The organism is Kineothrix sp. MSJ-39 (assembly GCF_018917935.1).
GTDB lineage: Bacteria > Bacillota > Clostridia > Lachnospirales > Lachnospiraceae > CAG-194.
This window is the reverse complement of record NZ_JAHLPN010000011.1, coordinates 34,554-48,453: the sequence shown is the minus strand read 5'-3', so window position 1 is coordinate 48,453 and position 13,900 is coordinate 34,554. Positions and strand designations below refer to the sequence as shown.

Here is a 13,900-nt window from a genome sequence, read left to right as displayed (position 1 = left end):
AAATATCCGAATTGACATTTTCTATATATTATAGTACTATCATATAGAAGAAATGGGTTTTTGTCGTGTACAGTCTTATGACTCAATCGGGGTGCTCGTTTCTTTTTTTATATCCAGAATATCATATAAGTATAATTTTTCATCTTCAGAATGTCTGACAATCAGTGATGCATGAAATACATTATACCTTTCTATCTCTCCATCCTTACCATAAACCGGTAATGCGAATCTTGAATCATATCTATACCAACCATATTTTGCATTTCTCCAATGTTTATCCGCGTTATTTTCACGAAAATGTTTTCCGACAGCAATCTCTATTAATTCAGGAATTCCTTGTGCTGCATTTGCTTTTGCCTTAGCATTGGCTCCTTTTATACTATGCGTATACTGGGAACCGCTATATTCATTCGGCAGATCTGCCCCAATGTAAATTGCATCCCCTGTAGCCGTAATTGTATAAAATTCTCCAACAAATTCTTTTAAATATTCCCTGACTTCTTTCCAGTTAATAGACCTTTTTCCCTTAAATCTAATATCATGAATTACTACAATATTATTTCCATCAACATCCTGAATAACCGAGACTTCTCTCTTTGTTTTCTTTAAATCATCATTAATCTCTCTGCATATCCTTACCAGATCAAAATAGCTGACCATTCTTTTTTTGCTTTCATAATCTGATGTTTTAAATAACTCAAGAATGTATTTTTCATCAATGAATCTATCCATTGCCATTCGTTCAGCATCATTTTCATCATCGCAAAGCAAATCCACAAGTGACATATCAAGTGCTTTACATATCGCTACCAGTTTATCAGCCTGTGGATTAATCTGCTTCTTTCTCCAGTCACTAATTGTACTGGTAGCAATGCCTGTTCTACGTGACAATTCAAGCTGGCTCATATGCAATTCTTCAAGTCTGGCAAAGATTTTTTCATATATATTCATGTATAATATCCCTCTCACATTTCCGATTATTCGGATATTTTAACATGAACCAGAAAAAGATACATCTATAATTCGCGGCCAGTAAACTGCAATGCTTAAATTTCATCCGCGTTTGGAATAATCGCCGCTGCAATAAAATAAACAAGCAGCCCGGTTCCTGTGCAGCCGAATATGGCAAACAGCAGACGAATGATCGTCGGATCCACACCGAAATACTCGCCAAGTCCGCCGCATACCCCACAGATCATTCTGTGTTCTCTTGATCTTGTCAGTTTCTTCATATTATTATCGTTCATCTTGATACACTCCTTTTCTTCTATTTATCTGAGGAAATCCACATTGACACTTCCCATGCCACAATCGATCTCCAGCTTTTTACCTGTTCCCTTGTCTTTGGTATATTCCTGTGATAGGCCACTGAAGTCATGGGAACCGCACTTTACATCACCGGCTCCGACAGATATATCTGTATCATAGTCCTCTTCACTGCCATTTACCGTAAGGTCTGCTTCTCCCATACCAACATCCACTGTCAGTTTTTGGGAGGCATCCACTGCAGTTTCAAGTGTTCCCATGCCTACTTCCAGTTCCACCTTTTCAGCCTGCAGCGTCATTTCTGATACGGCAGTTCCGGCTCCGATGGAAACTGCAATCTTTTTGTACGCCTGATCCGGCAGATAGATCGTTGCACTGCCTGCATTTGTGTCATGTACACCAAACAAGGTTATCGTCTTTGTTTTTGTCTGGATACTGAGCATGCCATTCTGTTTTTTAAACTGTAATCTGCTTTCGCCGGCATAACTTGCATAAAAGGAATTGTCCCCGCTTGGCTTAATCGTAAACTCTCCTGCATCAAGTGCCAGATCGATTTTTTCGATCTGATCGCTTTCGGAAGCTATCATTGTTTTTCCCGATTCTTCTGTGTCATCCCATGCATCATCTGTGGCTTCATCCGAATCGTCATCGGAAGCATCGTCGGATTCATTATCTGACGCTTCTTCAGCATCATCTTCATCCTCGTCCATATCATTCCAGTCCTCATCATCTACCATGCTGACATTGAGTCCTCCGTTTCCTGCACTTAGGCGGAGTTTTAAGCTGTGTGGAAACAGCACAACCGATACCTCTCCGTTTTCCCTGACATATTCCCTGTACTGTTTGTTACCGCCAAGCGCAACACTGATCAGTATCAGGAAGATTCCCACTGCGGCTAAAACCGCTGCGGTGATCAATACAATTTTTGTTGATTTTTTCATGCTTTATGCGCCTCCTTTTCGCGAAATAGCATACCGATCAGATGAATGCAGCCTTTGATCACTGCCGGTACAACGACCGCACAGAGCTTGATCAGTCCCCAGCCGCAAAGCAGGAACAGTCCCGCGCACAGGAAGGAGATGCCGATCATCATCAGTCCGACAAGCGGAAGTCCCATATTGGATATTCCCACTACAAACAAAAGGATCGCTGCTACAAAGAAAGCTGCTACGATACTGACAACCGCTACAACCACGCTTACGATCAATGCAACAATACATGCCAGAACCGCGATCACAACTGCCAGCAGTGCAATACCGATCGGAATCACTATCGGTGATACAAGCACACATACCAGAACGATAAATGCGATCTGCCAGCCGTTTCTTTCCTTTTTCTGTTTCTTCTCCGCCTGATAAGGTACAATGCCTTTGTCAGCCAGCTCTTTATGGATCGTCTCTGCTACCGTCTCAGGCGTTCCCAGTTCGCGGATCACTTCAGCTTCCCGCTCCGGTCCTGCCTCTTCAAAATATTCCACATAATACTCCATCGCTTCCCGGCGTTCGTCTTCCGGCAGATCCGATAGCAAGTATTCTAATTTTCGTAAATATTGATCTTTATTCATCCTTCTTGCCTCCCTCAAAAATCGAAGTTATTTTTTCGGCATATCCCAGCCATTCTTTCCTGTACTCGGAAAGCTGCGCCTTACCGATCGCTGTCGTCTTATAATACCGTCGGTTCCTGCCTGCACATTCTCTGTCATAAACTTCCAGAAATCCGCTTTTCTGCAACCGCCTCAGAACCGGATACAACGTGGATTCTGATATCTCGAGTACCTGACGGACATCCTGTGTGATCCGGTAGCCATAGGTACCGATCTCTTCTTTATCTACAACAGCAAGCACGATCGCATCTAAAAGCGCTGCTCCTGTATTGAATACCATATGCATTACTCCTTTCCATGTAGTATTATATCTTTTGTAATACTATACGTCATATAATATTATTTGTCAACACTATATTATATATTTAGTAAAAATTACGGATCACGCTGACAAAGTACTCTTTCTCATACACAGAGACGAGATACACTCTTCGAATCTCGCTCTGATTAGCGGTCGCCAAATGCATCGCATAAATGCGTGCATTTTCCTCGTCTCCATAACAAAAAGAGCACCTGTCTATCGACAGGTGCTCTCAAACACTTCTTATTTCTATTTCCTATTTTACCTTTTAAAGCTGCATGGAATCTACGAGACGCTTTTTCTCTTCATCGAACTCTGCCTGAGAAATAATACCGTTGTCCAGTAAGATCTTCAGCTTCATGGCTGCCTTCTGGAATTCATCCAATGACATTGTCTTTCCTGCGCCATCAGATGTAGATGCACTCTTGGCTGCTGCCTGTGATGCTGCTGCAGCAGCGGCTGCAGCTGCGGCTGCAGATGCGGTCTGCTGTGGTTTCTCGGCAGGAGCCGGAGCAGGTGCAGGAGCCGGTTTTGGCTGTGCCTGCGGCTGTCCCTGTTTCATGGCTGCTACTGCTGCGGCTGCGGCTGCATCTACTGTTTTAGCAGGTTCCTGTGCAGGAGCCTGACCCTGTGCTGCTGCCTTTGCAGCTGCTGCCTGCTGTTGTCTCTTTGCTTCTTCTTCATATTTGCGGAACTGAAGTGCTTCTGCTGCTTTTCTTGCCTTCTCAGCAGCTTCTGCCTTTTCTCTTGCTTCCTGTTCCTTGCGGCGTTTTTCTTCTTCTATTCTACGCTTTTCTGCTTCTTCTGCTTCTCTCTTTGCGCGCTCTTCTGCTTCTTTACGTGCTTTCTCTTCTGCTGCCAGTCTTGCCTTTTCTTCCTCTGCACGACGGATCTTCTCTTCTTCCATCTTTACAATAGCATCCTTGGCAAACTTCAAAGCTGCAGCAGATGCTTCTTTCTGAACATACTCTTCTACTGCACGTACATTCTTGGCATCCTCAGCCTTAGCTGCTTCCACTTCTTTTGCTCTTGCATCTGTGCCTGCCTTTGTCACTGCTGCTTCTACTGCAGCTGCTGCCTGCTCTTCTGCCTTCTTGCGTGTATCAGCAACCTGCTTCTGCGCTTCTTCTTCTGCCTTTGCCTTTGCAGCTTCCACCATTTTCTTGGCTTCTTCCTGTGCTTTACGCAGTGCTTCATCTACCATCTTCTTGGCATCTGCTTCTGCCTGCTGTACCTTCTCTGTTACCGTCTGCTTTGCTTTCAGATCAGCAGCTTTGACAGTTGCTTCTACAGCCTGCTTGCCTTCTGCCTCTGTCTTTTTGGCAACTTCTTCTTTCAGCTTCTTTACACGCTCATCAGATTGCTTTGCAAACTCCTGTGCTTTCTTGATATTCTCTTCGGAAAGCTTTCGGGCTGTTTCCTCTGCGATCTTTCTTGTGTGCTCACTGGCTGCTTTACGGATTGTCTCTTCTTCCAACGCTCTTCTTGTCGGATCTTTCTCGGAAGAAGTACTTTCTGTTACATCATGTGCTGCCTTTCTTGCTGCCTCATCCGCAATTCTGAAAGCGGACTCGATCGCTGCTTTCTTTGCATTCAGTCCGGCAGTCTGTCTGATCGCGTCCTCTGCTGATTTAATGCTGTTATCATCACCCGCAGCCTGTTCTTTCTTTGGTGCAGCCTGCTCCGGTGTATTTTTAATTGCTGCTGCAGCCGCCTTTCTTGCTGCTTCTTCTGCTGCTTTTCTTGCAGCTTCCATTCCTACATTTTCCTGCATGTCATTCGCCCCTATTTCCAGTATTTGTATTAACTGTCTCACAAAGAAATCTGCCTGTGGAAGTTTTACACTATTCAAAATACAGTATACCATAACATTTTAGAGATTTCTACTAATGAACAGAAACTTCTTTCGTACTTTTTTATGAAAATTTCATACATTTTTTGTGCATCTCGTCCTAGATACACTGTTTTTCCTTTCAAAATTCACAAGAAAGCTTGTTCGCAGCGACATCTACTGAAAACTTCATACATTTTCGCCGCGTCTTGCATTTTGAGGCGAAATATTCTTTTCAGCATTCAGCAAATTCATCCTTATACTACTATTTTCCCTCTTTTGGGCGAAATTTCCCCACACATGACAAATTACCCCGGAAAAAGAAAGAAACGACACCCAAGAAGTGTCGTTTCTTTCAGCCACGTATTGCGGTAACGCTGCTTAGCAGCCCGCCGCAGCCATGCACAACTTTCTACAGCTTCCAGATATCGCGATTGTATTCCGCGATCGTTCTGTCGGATGAGAAGAATCCTGCTTTTGCCGTATTGATGAGCATCTTCTTTGCCCATGCCATGCGGTCTTCGTAGTCTGTAAGCATCTGTTCTTTCTTTGCAATATAGTCTTTGATATCAAGAAGTGTCATAAACCAGTCTTTGTTGCAAAGCTCTTTGTATAAACGGCCCAGATTTTCAGGATCGCCGATCCGGATCAGCTCCTTGCTGACAATGAAATCTACCAGCTCTGCGATCTCAGGATCTGCATAGTAGTCCTGTGGATGATAGCCTGCTGTATCATACAGACGGATGACTTCTTCACTGGACTTACCGAAGATGTAAATATTGTCCTCGCCGACCAGATCATGGATCTCCACGTTTGCACCGTCCATCGTACCAAGTGTCACAGCGCCGTTTAACATGAATTTCATGTTGCCTGTTCCGCTTGCTTCCTTACTTGCCAGGGAGATCTGCTCGGAAATATCACAGGCAGGGATCAGGTGCTCTGCCTTTGTCACATTGTAGTTCTCTACCATGACAACCTTCAGATACGGGCTTACCTCAGGATCGTTGTCGATCAGCTCCTGCAGGCAGAGGATCAGATGGATGATGTCCTTTGCCAGGATATAGGCAGGTGCTGCCTTTGCGCCAAAGATCATGGTCACAGGTGTTTTCGGCTTTTTGCCCGCCTTGATCTCCTTATATTTATGAATGATATACAGCGCATTCATCTGCTGTCTCTTATACTCATGCAGTCTCTTGATCTGGATATCAAATACGGAATCTGCCGGGATATCAATGTTCTGTGTTTCTTTCAGGTAATTTTTCAGATCTGCTTTCTTTCCGTTCTTGATCTCTATAAAGCGGGCAAGTACCTTTTCATCCGCCTGAAAATCCAGCAGCTTTTCAAGTTCTGTCGCATCCTTCTTCCAGCCGTCACCGATCAGCTCCGTGATATAGGCAGCCAGTTCCGGATTGCAGTGCAGCAGCCAGCGGCGGAATGTAATACCGTTTGTCTTGTTGTTAAACTTTTCAGGATAAATATCATAAAACGGCTTGAGTTCAGAATTCTTCAGAATCTCTGTATGCAGCGCAGCAACACCGTTTACGGAGAAGCCGTAATGCATATCCATATGTGCCATATGAACTCTGTTTTCTTTGTCAATGATCGCTACACGCTCATCCTGATATTTTGCTTTTGCCATTTCATCCAGTTTGCGGATGATCGGCATCAGCTGCGGAACCACTTCCTCCAGATAAGAAACCGGCCATTTTTCCAGTGCTTCCGCGAGGATCGTATGATTGGTGTAAGCACAGGTTTTGGCTACGATCTGTGCAGCCTCTTCAAAGTCTACCCCCTTCTCCTGCAATAAACGGATCAGTTCCGGGATAACCATGGAAGGATGGGTGTCATTGATCTGGATCACCACATGATCACTTAAAGATCTGACATCATACCCTTTGTCTGCCAGTTCCTTTAAGATGAGCTGTGCACCGCTGCTTACCATAAAATACTGCTGGTAAATACGCAGAAGCTGACCTGCCTTATCACTGTCGTCCGGGTATAAGAAAAGCGTCAGGTTCTTTTTCACATCGCTCTTATCAAAGGAAATACCGTCTTTGACAAGTGATTCATCTACTGTATCGATATCAAATAAATGCAGTTTGTTGACACCACTGTCATATCCAGGTACATCAATGTCATATAATGTGGATTCTACTGTAAAGTCCTTAAACTGTACCGGAAAATGCAGGTCTGTCTTTGTGAGCCAGCTTTCCTTTTCGATCCACGGATTCTTTTCTTCGCGCTGCTTGTGATCCACAAATTTCTGCTGGAACAGTCCATAATGATAATTCAGTCCGATGCCTTCTCCATTCAGCCCAAGTGTGGCAATGGAATCGATAAAGCAGGCTGCCAGTCTGCCCAGTCCGCCGTTTCCAAGTGACGGTTCCGGCTCGATTTCCTCGATCTGTGCAAGTGACTTGCCGTTTTCGGCAAGCAGCGTCTTCACTTCCTCATAGACGCCAAGATTGATCAGATTGTTGGATAACAGTTTTCCGATCAGAAATTCTGCTGATATATAATAAACCTTTCTGTCTCCTTCATTTGGCTTCTTTTTGCTGCAAAGCTCTTTTGTCAGTCCGAGCAGAGCGTAGTAAAGTGCCTTGTCATCCGCTCCGGCGATCGTTGTGCCCAGGCGGTTTTCGATAGTTGTCTTTAAATCCATGCGTGCCTCCTCTTTTTCTGTTATTTTGCAGATTACCTCTGCAGTGTTATTCTTTCCCTGTTATTTCTGCTGTGTTATCTTTCTAATGTATCCTTTGTTGTTTTTGTTTCTTTCACTTCTTTGTCTTCTGTCTCTGCCTTCTGCTCCTTTGGCAGCCGTGCACAGATCTCCGTCAGTCGTCTGATTTTCTTTATCCTTGCCTCATCAAATGTCTTTTTCGGTAATCTGTACACCCAGTTCCCGCCAAGTGTGGATGGTGTATTGATCCGCGCTTCTTTTCCGAGTCCCAGATAATCCTGCACCGGAATGATACACGTATCTGCCACGCTGCGCATGGCAAGCGCAATGTAATCCCAGTAGATTTCCTTTTTCGGTGTATATCCGTTATGCAGATAATCAACCGCCAGCTTTTTATCCTCCGGTGTCAGTTCCTCATACCAGCCCATCACGGTGTTGTTATCATGTGTGCCTGTATATACCACACAGTTTCTCTCGTAATTATGCGGCAGATAATCGCTTTCCTCCCTGGAGTCAAAAGCAAATTGCAGCACCTTCATGCCCGGATATCCGCTTTCCGCAAGCATCCTTCTCACACTGTCTGTCAGAAAACCGAGATCTTCTGCAATAATCGGCAGATCGCCAAACTGCTTTCTGACCGTTTGAAACAGATCCATTCCCGGACCCTGCTGCCATTTTCCGTTTCTTGCTGTTTTCTCTCCGTAAGGAATTGCATAATATTCGTCAAAACCTCTGAAATGATCAATCCTGACGATATCATACAGCGAAAAGCAATGTGCGATCCGCCGCATCCACCACGCGTATCCTGTCTGTTTATGATAGTCCCAGTCGTAGAGTGGATTGCCCCAGAGCTGTCCATCTGCAGAAAAGCCGTCCGGCGGACAGCCTGCCACTGCAACCGGCAGATTGTCTACATCCAGCTGGAACTGTCTTGTGTCACTCCATGTATCCGCACTGTCAAATGCCACGTAGATCGGAATATCGCCGATGATCTGTATGCCCTGCGCATTTGCATACCCCTTCAGGGCATCCCACTGTCTGAAAAACTCATACTGTACAAATTCATAGAAACCAATGTCTACCTGCAGTTTCTGACGTGCCTCTTCCATGGCTTCCGGTTTCCGATCCCGGATCCCTTCTTCCCACTCACTCCAGCTCTTTCCGTGATTGGCATCTTTCAGTGCCATGAACAGTGCGTAATCAGGCAGCCAGCTCTCATGCTGTTTCACAAAATGCAGATATTCCTCTTTTTCGGTGATCCCGTTTTTTACAGCCCGCTGATATGCCATATGCAGGATCCGGTATCTGGTATGAAACATTTTTTCATAATCTATGGTGTTTCCTGTCCCAAAATCCGCACCTTCACATTCCAGTCTGCCTAACAGTCCGTCCTTGATCAGTGTTTCCAGATCGATAAAATACGGATTTCCCGCGAAAGTGGAAAATGACTGGTACGGCGAATCCCCGTAACCGGTCGGCCCCAGTGGCAGGATCTGCCACAGGGACTGCCCGCATTCTTTTAAAATATCTACAAATTCATATGCTTCCTTTGAAAAACAGCCGATCCCATAATTGGAAGGCAGGGCTGATATCGGTAAAAGCATTCCGCTAAGTCTCATTTCGTTATCCTTTCCCTAAAGAGCGCTTAGCCTTTGACTGCACCGTCAGCTACGCCCTTGATAATATATTTCTGTCCGAACAGGTATACAATGATGATTGGAATGACAGTCAGCATGATACTTGCCATCATCGGTCCCATTTCTACCTTTCCGTAGCTGCCTCTGAAATACTGGATCAGCATTGGGATCGTTTTGTATTTCTTGATATCCAGTACAAGTGTCGGCAGAAGGTAATCGTTCCATACCCACATCGCTTCGAGGACTCCGACAGAGATCATTGTCGGCTTTAAGATCGGAACAACCACAAGGAAGAAGGTCTGCAGTGGATTGCAGCCGTCGATCATGGCAGCTTCCTCGATCTCGATCGGAATGGATTTTACAAAACCGCAGAACATGAATACCGCAAGTCCCGCACCGAATCCGAGGTAAATCACCCAGATATTAAACGGTGTGTTCAGCTTCAGCTTATCTGCTGTCTGGGACAGGGTAAACATAACCATCTGGAACGGTACGACCATGGAAAGGACGCACATATAATAGATGATCTTGGAAAAAATACCGTTCAGTCTTGTGATGCACCATGCACACATGGAGCAGCAGATCAGAATGGCTGCTACTGAAGTAAGCGTAATCAGTGTACTGTAGCCAAGGCTCTTTAAAAATCCCTGGGATGTCAGAGAGCTTACATAGTTTGAAATACCTGCAAAAGTTTCTGACGTTGGCAGCGTAAATGCCGTACTTGTGCTGATCGCCGTCTCTTTCTTCAAAGAGTTAAACAGGATCATTACGATCGGGTATAACCAGAGAAGAGAGGCAACTGTCAATACTGTGATCCAGATGATATTGGATATTTTTCTTTTCTGTTTCATTACTGCTGCACCTCCTTAGATTTGGTAAGCTTCAACTGAAGCATGGAAATCGCAATGACTAAAATACAGAATATAACTGCCTTTGCCTGTCCGTAGCCCTTAAAGAGTGCACCTGCACGCGCATAGAACGTCTGATAGATGTTCAGGGCAAGCATTTCTGTGGAGTGGTTCGGATCACCGCCTGTGAGGGCCAGGTTCTGGTCGAACAGCTTAAAGGAGTTCGTCAGTGTCAGGAAGACACAGATCGTAACGGATGACATAACCATCGGTAATTTGATCTTCCATAAGATATCCCATGCGTTTGCACCATCGATTTCAGCTGCTTCCACAAGATCGGACGGTACATTCTGCAGACCCGCAATGTAGATGATCATCATGTATCCGATCTGCTGCCAGCACATCAGAATGATAAGTCCCCAGTAACCGGCTGAAGAATTCAGTGCCAGAAGCGGTTTACTTGCAAGTGACAGGATACAGTTGATCAGGATCTGCCAGATGTAACCAAGTACGATACCGCCGATCAGGTTTGGCATGAAAAATACTGTACGGAAAATATTGGTTCCACGCAGTTCCTTTGTCAGCAGGAGTGCCAGACCAAAGGCAATCACATTGATGAGTACAATGGATACCACTGCGAATACTATTGTAAATTTGAAAGAATTTAAGAATGAAGCATCCTTCAGGATGACATTATAGTTTGCAAATCCAACCCACTGTGCATTATCTACTGTTGTGAATTTACAAAAGGAAAGATACAATCCCTGTGCAAACGGAATGATGAATCCGATGATAAACGCAAGCAGTGTCGGCAGGACAAAAATGGGTGAATAACGTTTTAACGCTTTATGCATAGTACCTACCTCCAAAAAAGGGGCAGGCAGCTTATCCTGCCTGCCCTTTATTAACAATCTCTTATTCCTGAGAAACTAATTCGTATTCTGACTTCCAGCCGTCTACGAATGCAGATCTGACTGCTTCCCAGTTGTCATCTGTCTGATCAGCCGCATAAGCTGTCAGAGCCTGACCTACGCCGTTTTTCCACTCTTCTGATGGCATTGTAGGGAAGTTCCATGAAACAGGAGTCTTGCCTTCTGCTGTCATTTCCTTATCCTGCTTTACAAACAGGTTCTGAGATTCTACAGCGTTCTTGAAAGGAATAACGAATCCCATATCTTCGCCCATTGCCTTTGTGCCTTCGTCAGATGTTACACACCAGTCCATGAAATCAAGTGTTGCCTGGATGTCTGCTGCGTCTGCATCTTTGTTAACACACCAGTAGTTTTCTGTACCTGTGCAGAGACCCTGGTTTGCTTCGTCGCCTACACCGATGTAGATCGGGATCATAGCAAGATCATCATCCGTAAATGTACCGTCTGCTGTCAGATTGCCATATTCCCAGGAACCGTTCTGGAAGAATACTGCCTGGCTTGCTAAGAATTCATTTCTGGAGTCATCACCTGTCTTTGCTGCAAGTTCTGAAGGATCACATGTGCTGTTATTGATGTACAGATCCCAGATGTCACGATAGTTGTTAAGGTATGTTCCTTTGATCTCTTTTGTTGTGCCGATTCCGTCTGCCTGATATTCAAAGTAGATCGGAAGGTTTGCAAGGTGTGTCTTGAATCTCCAGTCGGAAGATCCGTCCATACCTGCTGATGTAAATGCTGCAAATCCAAGTTCATCTTTGCGGGCTGTGATATCTTCTGCAACCTTCTTTAAGTCTGCGAAAGACTTGATATCATCTACGGAATAACCTGCTTTGTCAAGTAATGTCTTGTTTGTGATAAGACCGTATGATTCGATAACGTATGCGATACCTGCAACTGCGTCGCCATCCTTTAATGCGAAATCATCGCTTGTCAGCTCGCCGTATACTGCGGAATCCTTGAGGTCGTAGCAGTAATCTTTCCAGTTTGCAAGACCTACAGGACCGTTTACCTGGAACATGGTAGGAGCACCGCTCTTGCCCATTTCACTCATCAGTGTTGTTTCATATTCGCCGGATGCTGCAGTTACAACTGTTACATCTACGCCTGTTTCCTCTGTGTATTTTGCTGCCAGATCCTGCCACTGCTGATCCTGCTCCGGTTTGAAGTTTAAGTAGTAAACAGAGCCGCCTTCTGCGCTTGCCTCTGTATCAGCCGCTGTATCTGCAGCAGCGTCTGTTGCATCTGTCTTTGCATCTGCATCTGCAGCTCCGTCATTGCTGCTGCCGCAGCCTGTCAGCATGGAAGCTGTCATGGTAACTGCAAGTCCGAGTGCCAGTAATTTTTTTACGTTTTTCATAAACTCATCTCTCCTTTTCTTATCTTTCAGAACTCTGTGTTCTTGTTGATGAACTTATCTTAGCAGAGAAGTTCCGGGGAGCATTAGCAATTTAAAAACGTAAACTATCAAAAATCATACATGCCCATCTATTCTTTTTTATACTTCTGTTTCTATTCCTCTTTCTTCGATTCCGTCACGCTTTCTCCAAGCATTCTGACAAAATCCGCCTGTGTGATCTTTTTCTGTGCCAGTGCGGGAAGCGCTTCTCCCAGCGTGCGCTCCTGCAGCACGGAATTCCATTTTACCTGATAATTCGGTACGATCTGTGGCTGCCCGCGATATGCCCGGATATAGTCCTGCAGCAGTCTGGATGCATCCGTATCCCGTGCGAACAGTTCTTCCTTCAATTTCTGGTTTTCTGCCGTACGGAATTTCAAAAACTCGATCGCACCCTGCTTCACTTCCTCGCTGTAGCTGTCCACAACCGCCCAGCCAAAAGTTTCCGGGGAAGAGACGAGTTTATTGCCCGGGAACGGGGAAAATCTGACTTTCTCCCTGAATTCCTCCGGGAGCTGGTCGATCATCCAGTAGCCGTTTGCGACCATAGCCACCTTTCCCGCCACAAAATTGTTATATGCCACGTCAAAATCCGCATTCATGGCATCCTTTGTCGTATATTTATAAAGCCTCTGCAGTGTATCTGCCATATGATAGATGCAGTCATTCTGATAGCTGCTCGGATACAGCTCATTCATAAAGGCTGCGCCTTCCTCACTGTCTGCCATTTCCGCAGTTGCCAAAAGCATCGCCGACCAGCCGGTTCCTTCCGTGTGCAGACCGAGCGGTGTGATTGCTTTTGCCTGCAGCTTTTCACAGCAGCTCCAGAACTCCTCCCATGTCTGTGGGAATTCCTCGATCCCCGCCTGTGCAAACAGTTCTTCGTTCCAGAAAATACCGGAGCAGGAAAACGCCGCGGTACTGATCGGACTTAAATAAACACTGCCGTCCGGCTCACTGCAGCCGTCAAGCACGACCGGTTCGATCATCTGCTTCCATTCCGGATCCGCCTCAATATAAGGTGCCAGATCCACGATCCGGTGGTCCTCGATCATCAGTCGGTAATAAGAAGGCAGCATACGCAGGTCTGTGATCACTGCCGGCAGTTTATCCGTCACATTGAGCCGCTTCAGATTCTGTCTGTATTCTTCTTCCGTTTCCATGATCCATTCCACCGCAATATGGTATTTTCCCTGATATGCCGTGTTAAACGCGTCTACCACATCCTGCTCGCTTTTCTTTCCGCTGGAAGGACTGACCGTCAGGATCATGGGAATCTCGACTGTCTCATCCGCCTGCGCCATTTCCTCTGGCTGTTTCTGCCCACAGCCGGTCAGCAGTAGTACAGGCAGCAGTATACACAACAACATATAAGCAATCTGACTTTGTCTTTTTTTCATGTCCTG

Annotated in this window: 12 protein-coding genes; all 12 read right to left on the bottom strand. The window is 45.3% G+C overall.

What is annotated here, in order from left to right; translation table 11 throughout:
- Positions 1–75 precede the first annotated feature (75 nt).
- The 12 genes from KQI22_RS08490 to KQI22_RS08435 all read right to left on the bottom strand — a co-directional run bounded on the left by KQI22_RS08490 (position 76) and on the right by KQI22_RS08435 (position 13,894).
- On the bottom strand, positions 76–951 hold the full coding sequence (locus KQI22_RS08490; protein ID WP_216551652.1) for a helix-turn-helix domain-containing protein: 876 nt from the start codon (positions 949–951) through the stop codon (positions 76–78).
- A 95-nt stretch (positions 952–1,046) separates the two neighbouring features.
- Entirely contained in the window at positions 1,047–1,247 is a 201-nt protein-coding gene (locus KQI22_RS08485) for a PspC domain-containing protein (RefSeq protein WP_022004604.1), read from the bottom strand.
- A gap of 24 nt (positions 1,248–1,271) precedes the next feature.
- The gene (locus KQI22_RS08480) at positions 1,272–2,207 is read right to left on the bottom strand and encodes a DUF4097 domain-containing protein (RefSeq protein ID WP_216551651.1); all 936 of its coding nucleotides are present in this window, start codon (positions 2,205–2,207) and stop codon (positions 1,272–1,274) included.
- On the bottom strand, positions 2,204–2,830 hold the full coding sequence (locus tag KQI22_RS08475) for a DUF1700 domain-containing protein (RefSeq protein WP_216551650.1): 627 nt from the start codon (positions 2,828–2,830) through the stop codon (positions 2,204–2,206). The genes KQI22_RS08480 and KQI22_RS08475 overlap by 4 nt, the downstream gene beginning before the upstream one ends.
- Positions 2,823–3,149 (bottom strand): PadR family transcriptional regulator, encoded by a 327-nt coding sequence (locus KQI22_RS08470; protein ID WP_216551649.1) that lies wholly within the window; start codon positions 3,147–3,149, stop codon positions 2,823–2,825. The genes KQI22_RS08475 and KQI22_RS08470 overlap by 8 nt, the downstream gene beginning before the upstream one ends.
- 289 nt (positions 3,150–3,438) lie before the next feature.
- Entirely contained in the window at positions 3,439–4,944 is a 1,506-nt protein-coding gene (locus tag KQI22_RS08465) for a hypothetical protein (protein ID WP_216551648.1), read from the bottom strand.
- Between the two features lie 469 nt (positions 4,945–5,413).
- Entirely contained in the window at positions 5,414–7,663 is a 2,250-nt protein-coding gene (locus KQI22_RS08460; protein WP_216551647.1) for a glycogen/starch/alpha-glucan phosphorylase, read from the bottom strand.
- 74 nt (positions 7,664–7,737) lie between these two features.
- Entirely contained in the window at positions 7,738–9,300 is a 1,563-nt protein-coding gene (malQ, locus tag KQI22_RS08455) for a 4-alpha-glucanotransferase (protein WP_216551646.1), read from the bottom strand.
- Between the two features lie 26 nt (positions 9,301–9,326).
- Entirely contained in the window at positions 9,327–10,169 is an 843-nt protein-coding gene (locus tag KQI22_RS08450) for a carbohydrate ABC transporter permease (protein WP_216551645.1), read from the bottom strand.
- Positions 10,169–11,020 (bottom strand): carbohydrate ABC transporter permease, encoded by an 852-nt coding sequence (locus KQI22_RS08445; protein WP_216551644.1) that lies wholly within the window; start codon positions 11,018–11,020, stop codon positions 10,169–10,171. Before KQI22_RS08445 ends, KQI22_RS08450 begins: the two co-directional genes overlap by 1 nt.
- A 61-nt stretch (positions 11,021–11,081) precedes the next feature.
- The gene (locus tag KQI22_RS08440; RefSeq protein ID WP_216551643.1) at positions 11,082–12,455 is read right to left on the bottom strand and encodes an ABC transporter substrate-binding protein; all 1,374 of its coding nucleotides are present in this window, start codon (positions 12,453–12,455) and stop codon (positions 11,082–11,084) included.
- 152 nt (positions 12,456–12,607) lie between these two features.
- Positions 12,608–13,894: an ABC transporter substrate-binding protein gene (locus tag KQI22_RS08435; protein ID WP_216551642.1), complete on the bottom strand. Its 1,287-nt coding sequence runs from the start codon at positions 13,892–13,894 to the stop codon at positions 12,608–12,610.
- Positions 13,895–13,900 lie beyond the last annotated feature (6 nt).